The sequence below is a fragment of the Pseudomonas sp. GYB4201 genome (genome assembly GCF_056312595.1).
This window is the reverse complement of the sequence record NZ_JBWGIG010000014.1, coordinates 146,702-152,935: the sequence shown is the minus strand read 5'-3', so window position 1 is coordinate 152,935 and position 6,234 is coordinate 146,702. Positions and strand designations below refer to the sequence as shown.

At 64.9% G+C, this 6,234-nt stretch carries 6 protein-coding genes; 2 read left to right on the top strand and 4 right to left on the bottom strand.

Annotated elements, in window-relative coordinates:
* Positions 1-95: 95 nt before the first annotated feature.
* Positions 96-986 (bottom strand): methylisocitrate lyase, encoded by an 891-nt coding sequence (gene prpB / locus AC0Z2B_RS15775; protein WP_473002522.1) that lies wholly within the window; start codon positions 984-986, stop codon positions 96-98.
* 3 nt (positions 987-989) lie between these two features.
* Complete coding sequence (locus AC0Z2B_RS15770; RefSeq protein ID WP_476297848.1) at positions 990-1,682, bottom strand: GntR family transcriptional regulator; 693 nt, start codon at positions 1,680-1,682, stop codon at positions 990-992.
* A 274-nt stretch (positions 1,683-1,956) separates the two neighbouring features.
* Between AC0Z2B_RS15770 and AC0Z2B_RS15765 the strand changes: the two genes are divergently transcribed.
* A complete protein-coding gene (locus tag AC0Z2B_RS15765; RefSeq protein WP_473002520.1) occupies positions 1,957-2,454 on the top strand; it encodes a methylated-DNA--[protein]-cysteine S-methyltransferase in 498 nt (165 codons plus the stop codon).
* On the opposite strand, the gene AC0Z2B_RS15760 is transcribed toward AC0Z2B_RS15765, so the two are convergent.
* Complete coding sequence (locus AC0Z2B_RS15760) at positions 2,417-3,310, bottom strand: LysR family transcriptional regulator (RefSeq protein ID WP_476297846.1); 894 nt, start codon at positions 3,308-3,310, stop codon at positions 2,417-2,419. The two genes, AC0Z2B_RS15765 and AC0Z2B_RS15760, sit on opposite strands and share 38 nt — an antisense overlap.
* A 145-nt stretch (positions 3,311-3,455) precedes the next feature.
* Between AC0Z2B_RS15760 and AC0Z2B_RS15755 the strand changes: the two genes are divergently transcribed.
* Positions 3,456-4,454, top strand: coding sequence for an NAD(P)H-quinone oxidoreductase (locus AC0Z2B_RS15755; RefSeq protein WP_476297856.1), 999 nt, complete (start codon positions 3,456-3,458; stop codon positions 4,452-4,454).
* Between the two features lie 49 nt (positions 4,455-4,503).
* On the opposite strand, the gene mqo is transcribed toward AC0Z2B_RS15755, so the two are convergent.
* Entirely contained in the window at positions 4,504-6,144 is a 1,641-nt protein-coding gene (gene mqo, locus AC0Z2B_RS15750; protein WP_416424663.1) for a malate dehydrogenase (quinone), read from the bottom strand.
* Positions 6,145-6,234 lie beyond the last annotated feature (90 nt).

The window sequence follows — 6,234 nt, the reverse complement described above, 5'->3', positions numbered from 1 at the left end:
CGCTGCCGCAGGCTGCGCTGGCCCTGTGCCTCACTCGAGATCCTCAGGGTTCACACCGGCCAGCGCAGCCTGGCGGCAGCGGCTACGGGTATGCTTCAGCCTTTCTTTTGCGCGAACAGGGCGTCCAGCTTCTGCTCGAACACGTGGTAGTCGATGGCGTCGTACAGCTCCATGCGAGTCTGCATGGTGTCGATGACATTTTGCTGCGTGCCGTCGCGGCGAATGGCGCCGTAGACGTGCTCGGCGGCCTTGTTCATGGCGCGGAACGCCGACAGTGGGTACAGCACCAGCGACACGTCCACCGACGCCAGCTGCTCGGTGGTATAGAGCGGCGTGGCACCAAACTCGGTGATGTTGGCCAGGATCGGCGCGCGCACGCGGTCGGCGAATTGCTTGTACATGGCCAGTTCGGTAATGGCCTCGGGGAAGATCATGTCGGCGCCGGCCTCGATGCAGGCTTCTGCACGTTCAAGGGCGGCGTCCAGGCCTTCCACGGCCAGGGCGTCGGTGCGCGCCATGATCACGAAGCTATCATCGGTGCGCGCATCCACGGCCGCCTTGATGCGGTCGACCATTTCCTGCTGGCTGACGATTTCCTTGTTCGGCCGGTGGCCGCAGCGCTTGGCGCCCACCTGGTCTTCGATGTGGATGGCGGCGGCGCCGAACTTGATCATCGACTTGACCGTGCGCGCCACGTTGAACGCCGAGGAGCCGAAGCCGGTGTCGACATCCACCAACAGCGGCAGGTCGCAGACGTCGGTGATGCGGCGCACGTCGGTGAGCACGTCGTCCAGGCCGCTGATGCCCAGGTCCGGCAGGCCCAGGGAGCCCGCTGCAACGCCGCCACCGGACAGGTAGATGGCCTTGAAGCCGGCACGCTTGGCCAGCAGCGCGTGGTTGGCGTTGATGGCGCCCACCACTTGCAGCGGATGTTCGCTGGCCACGGCGTCGCGGAAGCGTTGGCCGGGACTGTTCTTATTGTTCATGACTCACCTCTCAGGCTGGGTGGATGCGTCCGCGTAGTGACGCTCGATATTGCGTCGCGATGCGCCGATGTGCCGGCGCATCAGCAATTCGGCCAATTCGCCATCGCGGTCGGCGATGGCATCAAGAATGCGGTGGTGTTCGGCAAACGCCTGGCGCGGGCGGTTGGGCGTGGCCGAGAACTGGATGCGGTACATGCGCACCAGTTGGTACAGCTCGCCACAGAGCATCTGCACCAGGGTGCGGTTGCCGCTGCCCTGGATGATGCGGTAGTGGAAGTCGAAGTCGCCTTCCTGCTGGTAGTAGCCCACGCCGGCCTGGAACGCGGCGTCGCGCTCGTGGGTGTGCAGCACCTGGCGCAGCTCTTCGATCTCGGCCTCGGTCATGCGCTCGGCGGCCAGGCGGCAGGCCATGCCTTCCAGCGATTCGCGAATTTCGTACAGTTCTATCAGCTCGGCGTGGCTGAGCGACACCACCCGCGCGCCCACGTGGGGAATACGTACCAGCAGCCGCTGGCCTTCCAGGCGGTGGATGGCCTCGCGCAGTGGCCCGCGGCTGATGCCGTAGGTGCGCGCCAGCTCCGGCTCGGAGATCTTGCTGCCGGGGGCGATGTCGCCCTTGACGATGGCGGCCTGGATACGCCGGAAGACGTTTTCGGACAGCGTTTCTGAGTCTTCGGTGGCGAGGGGGGTAGGCATATTGTCGACACACTGTGTTTTGATAGGGTCGAAAATAGCCATATGTGCGCATCAAGTCAAAGAAAAAACAGTGATTGTCGACAATGGTCCAATAGCTCGATGCCTGTAGCAGCTGCCGCGAGGCAGCGTCCGGCCGCACCCGGTAATGCCTGCATTGGCGCGGTGACGTCTGACGCCGCCTGCGGCAGCTGCTACAGGGGGGGGCGCAAGAAATGGGGTTTTTTCCCGGGGCAGGGCGCTTAGAATGGCCGCTCGACCGATTGGAACCGCCGCCATGCACTACGCCTGCAAATTCCTTGAATCCCCCGTGGGCCTGCTGACCCTGGTCGCCCGTGGCCCCAAGCTGGCGGCCATTCTGTGGGAAGACGACCGCCCCAACCGCGTGCGCCTGGGCGAGTTGCAGGAGCAGGGTGACCACCCGATGCTGGTGCGCACTGCCACGCAGTTGCAGGAATATTTCGCTGGCGAGCGCCAGCAGTTCGACCTGGCGCTGGACTTTGCCGGCACCGACTTCCAGGTGCAGGTGTGGCACGCGTTGCTGGCCATTCCGTTCGGCGAAACGCGCAGCTACCTGGACATCGCCACCCAACTGGGCAACCCCAAGGCCGTGCGCGCGGTGGGCGCTGCCAATGGCCGCAACCCCATTTCCATCGTCGCGCCGTGCCACCGGGTCATCGGCAGTTCGGGCAGCCTCACTGGTTTTGCCGGCGGCTTGCCGGCCAAGCAGTTCCTGCTCAACCTGGAACGTCGGGACCTGCTGTCGGTGTGCTGAAGGCTGCCACCAGCGCCTCCACCACCACGTTGACCCGCGCCGTGTGGCGCAGGTCGGCGTGGCTCACCAGCCACACTTCATAAGGCTGCGCACGCACCCGCTGCGGCCACACCCGCACCAGCCCATCGCGCTCGCCGGCCAGCACCGGCAGTTCGCTCAGGCCCAGCCCGGCCGCCACGGCCTGGCGCACCAGCAGGCTGGTGCTGGCGCTGCAACTGATCTGCGCGCCATGGGCCGGCTCGTCCAGCAGGGTGCTGGCGCGGCCGGCTTCCACATACGGCTGCCAGGCCACCTGGGCGTGGCCGGTAAAACCGTTGCCCGGCTCCGGCACGCCATGACGCCGCAGATACTCGGCCGAGGCGAACAACCCTACCGGCCAGGCCGCCAGGCGCCGCACCAGCAGGTCGGGATTGTCCGGCTTGACCGTGCGGATGGCCAGGTCGGCCTCGCGCCGCGCCAGGTTGAGCATCTGCGTCGAGGCCTTGACGTCCACCTGCACCTGCGGGTGTTGCAGGCGCAGGCGGGCGAGAGCGGGGATGACGAAGTCCACTGCCAGCGAGTCGGTGGTGGCCAGCCGCACCTGGCCGCTGGGCAGGTCGTCCAGGCCCTGGATGCGCCGCTGCAGGTCGTGGGCGGAGTGCTCCATCTGCACCGCCGCGCTGTAGGCCGCCTCACCGGGCGAGGTCAGCCGGTAGCCGTCGGAACTGCGCAGGAACAGCGTCGCGGCCAAGGCCTCTTCCAGCGCGGCGATGCGCCGGCCCACGGTGGCCTGGTCCACGCCCAGCTGGCGCGCGGCACCGCGCAGGGTGCGCTCGCGGCACAGGGCCAGGAAGAAGCGCGTATCGTCCCAGTTCATGCTCACTCCGCTGATGCATTTCTGCATTTGATGGATGGGTAATCGCTGCATTATTGCATCTTCCTGCGGCGCTATGATGAACGCCTTGCCGTTGGTGGTTGTCACTGCCAATAGCCCACTTCATCGGAGCGCGACCATGCCTGCCATCCAACTGCCGTCCACCATGACCTACATCGAGATCACCCAGCCCGGTGGCCCCGAAGTGCTGCAACCGCGCCAGGGCCCGCTGCCCGTGGCCAAGCCCCATGAGCTGCTGATCAAGGTGCACGCTGCTGGCGTCAACCGCCCCGACGCCTTGCAGCGCGCCGGCCAGTACCCCATGCAGCCGGGCATGAACCCGCTGCCGGGCCTGGAAGTGGCTGGCGAGGTGGTAGGCCTGGGCGCGGACGTGCAGGGCTTCGCCCTGGGTGACAAGGTCTGCGCGCTGACCAACGGCGGCGGCTACGCCGAGTACTGCACCGTGCCAGCCACCCAGGCACTGCCGGTGCCGCCCGGCATGGACATGATCACCGCCGCGGCGATTCCGGAAACCTTCTTCACCGTGTGGGCCAACCTATTCGACATGGCCCACCTGGACGCCACCCAGAGCGTGCTGATTCACGGCGGCACCAGCGGCATTGGCACCACCGCGCTGGCCCTGAGCAAGGCGCTAGGCATCAAGGCGTTTGCCACCGCCGGCACGGCAGAGAAATGCGCGCAGGTGCAGGCCCTGGGCGGCGAACCGATCAATTACCGCGAGCAGGATTTCGCCCAGGTGATTGCCGAGCGCACCGCAGGCAAGGGCGTGGATGTGATCCTGGACATCATGGGCGGTTCGTATTTCGAGCAGAACATCGCCGCCCTGGCCCGTCGCGGGCGCCTGGTGGTGATTGGCTTCCTGGGGGGCGCCAAGGTCAAGGAGGTAAACTTGCTGGCAATCATGGCCAAGCAGGCCGTGGTCACCGGGTCGCTGCTGCGTTCGCGCAGCACGGAAGAGAAGGCGGTGATCGCCGCCGGATTGGAGCGTCACGTGTGGCCGTTGCTGGCCGAAGGCAAGTCGCTGCCGGTGCTGGACCAGGTGTTCGCGCTGGCCGACGCCGCGGGTGCCCACCGGCGCATGGAAGGCGGGGATCACATCGGCAAGATTGTGTTGCAGGTGGTTTGAGCAGGTAAGCCAAGGCAGCCGGCCTTGCAGGGCCGGCTGCCGTCGAGCCTTACAGCGCCATGTCGGCCGCTGGGTTGCTCGCCGCTTTAGCCGGTGCGGCCTGTGGCTGCGGGGCAGCAGTCAGGTCGATGGCCGGTGGCGGGTTCAGTTGCAGCACCTGGCTGGTGTAGGTCCATTCCTGCATCACGGCTTCAGGATGGTCGTTCAGCTTGGTGCCGTAGCTGGGCACGATCTGACGCAGTTTGTCCTGCCAGGCCGGGGTGGCTACCTTGTCCTTGAACACCTTCTCCAGCACGCTGAGCATGATTGGCGCGGCGGTCGAGGCACCTGGCGAGGCGCCCAGCAGGCCGGCGATGGTGCCGTCCTGGGACGCGACGATCTCGGTGCCCAGCTTCAGCACGCCGCCCTTGTCGGCATCACGCTTGATGATCTGCACGCGCTGGCCGGCTTGCCACAGGCGCCAGTCTTCTTTCTTCGCTTTAGGGAAGTATTCCTTCAGGGCGTTGAAGCGGTCGTCATCCGACAGCATCAGTTGGCCGGCCAGGTATTCCACCAGCGGGTACTGTTCGATACCGACCTTGGTCATCGGCCACACGTTGTGCGTGGTGGTGCTGGTCAGCAGGTCGAAGTACGAGCCGTTCTTGAGGAACTTGGTGGAGAAGGTGGCGAACGGGCCAAACAGGATCACGCGCTTGCCGTCCAGCACGCGGGTGTCCAGGTGCGGTACCGACATGGGCGGTGCGCCCACCGAGGCGATGCCGTAGGCCTTGGCCATGTGCTGCTCGGCAACGCTGGCGTTATCGGTGACCAGGAACGAGCCGCCCACCGGGAAGCCGGCGTATTCGCGTGCCTCAGGGATGCCCGACTTCTGCAGCAGGTGCAGGGCACCGCCGCCGGCGCCGATGAACAGGAACTTGGCGTCGGTGACCGATTCGGTGCCGTCTTTCAAGTTCTTGTAGGTCACGCGCCACGAACCGTCGTCGTTGCGCGAAATGTCTTCAACTTCGCTGGACAGTTTCAAGTCGAAGTTGGACTTGGTCTGCAAGTAGCCGACGAACTGGCGAGTGATTTCACCGAAGTTCACGTCAGTGCCAATCGGGGTCCAGGTAGCGGCGACTTTCTGTTTCGGGTCGCGGCCGTCCATCATCAAGGGCACCCACTGCTTGATCTGCTCCGGGTCTTCCGAATACTGCATCGGGCGGAACAGCGGGCTGGCCTGCAGGGCGTCGTAGCGCTTCTTCAGGTACTTGATGTTGTCGTCGCCCCACAGGAAGCTCATGTGCGGGGTGGAGTTGATGAACGAGTGCGGGTTCTTCAGCACGTCATTCTTGACCTGCCACGACCAGAACTGGCGCGATACCTGGAAGGATTCGTTGATTTCAACGGCCTTGGAGATATCGATCTTGCCGTCCTTGCCTTCCGGGGTGTAGTTCAATTCGGCCAGGGCCGAGTGACCGGTACCGGCGTTGTTCCAGCCGTTGGAACTTTCCTCGGCGACGCCGTCCAGGCGCTCGACCATTTCCATCGACCAGCCCGGCTCCAGTTCATTGAGCCAGATACCCAGCGTGGAACTCATGATGCCGCCGCCTACCAGCAGCACATCAACTTTCTTCGGCTCGGCGCCATGGGCCGGCAGCAGCGTCATGGACAACGCCAGACCCAGGAGGGTCCTGTTCATTTTCTTCAACATCAATAACCCCTGATTTAAAAAACTCAATCCGCGTCCCGCTCTTTTTGGCGAAATAACGGGGGCAGTGAGTACTGAAAAAGATAGGGAGCT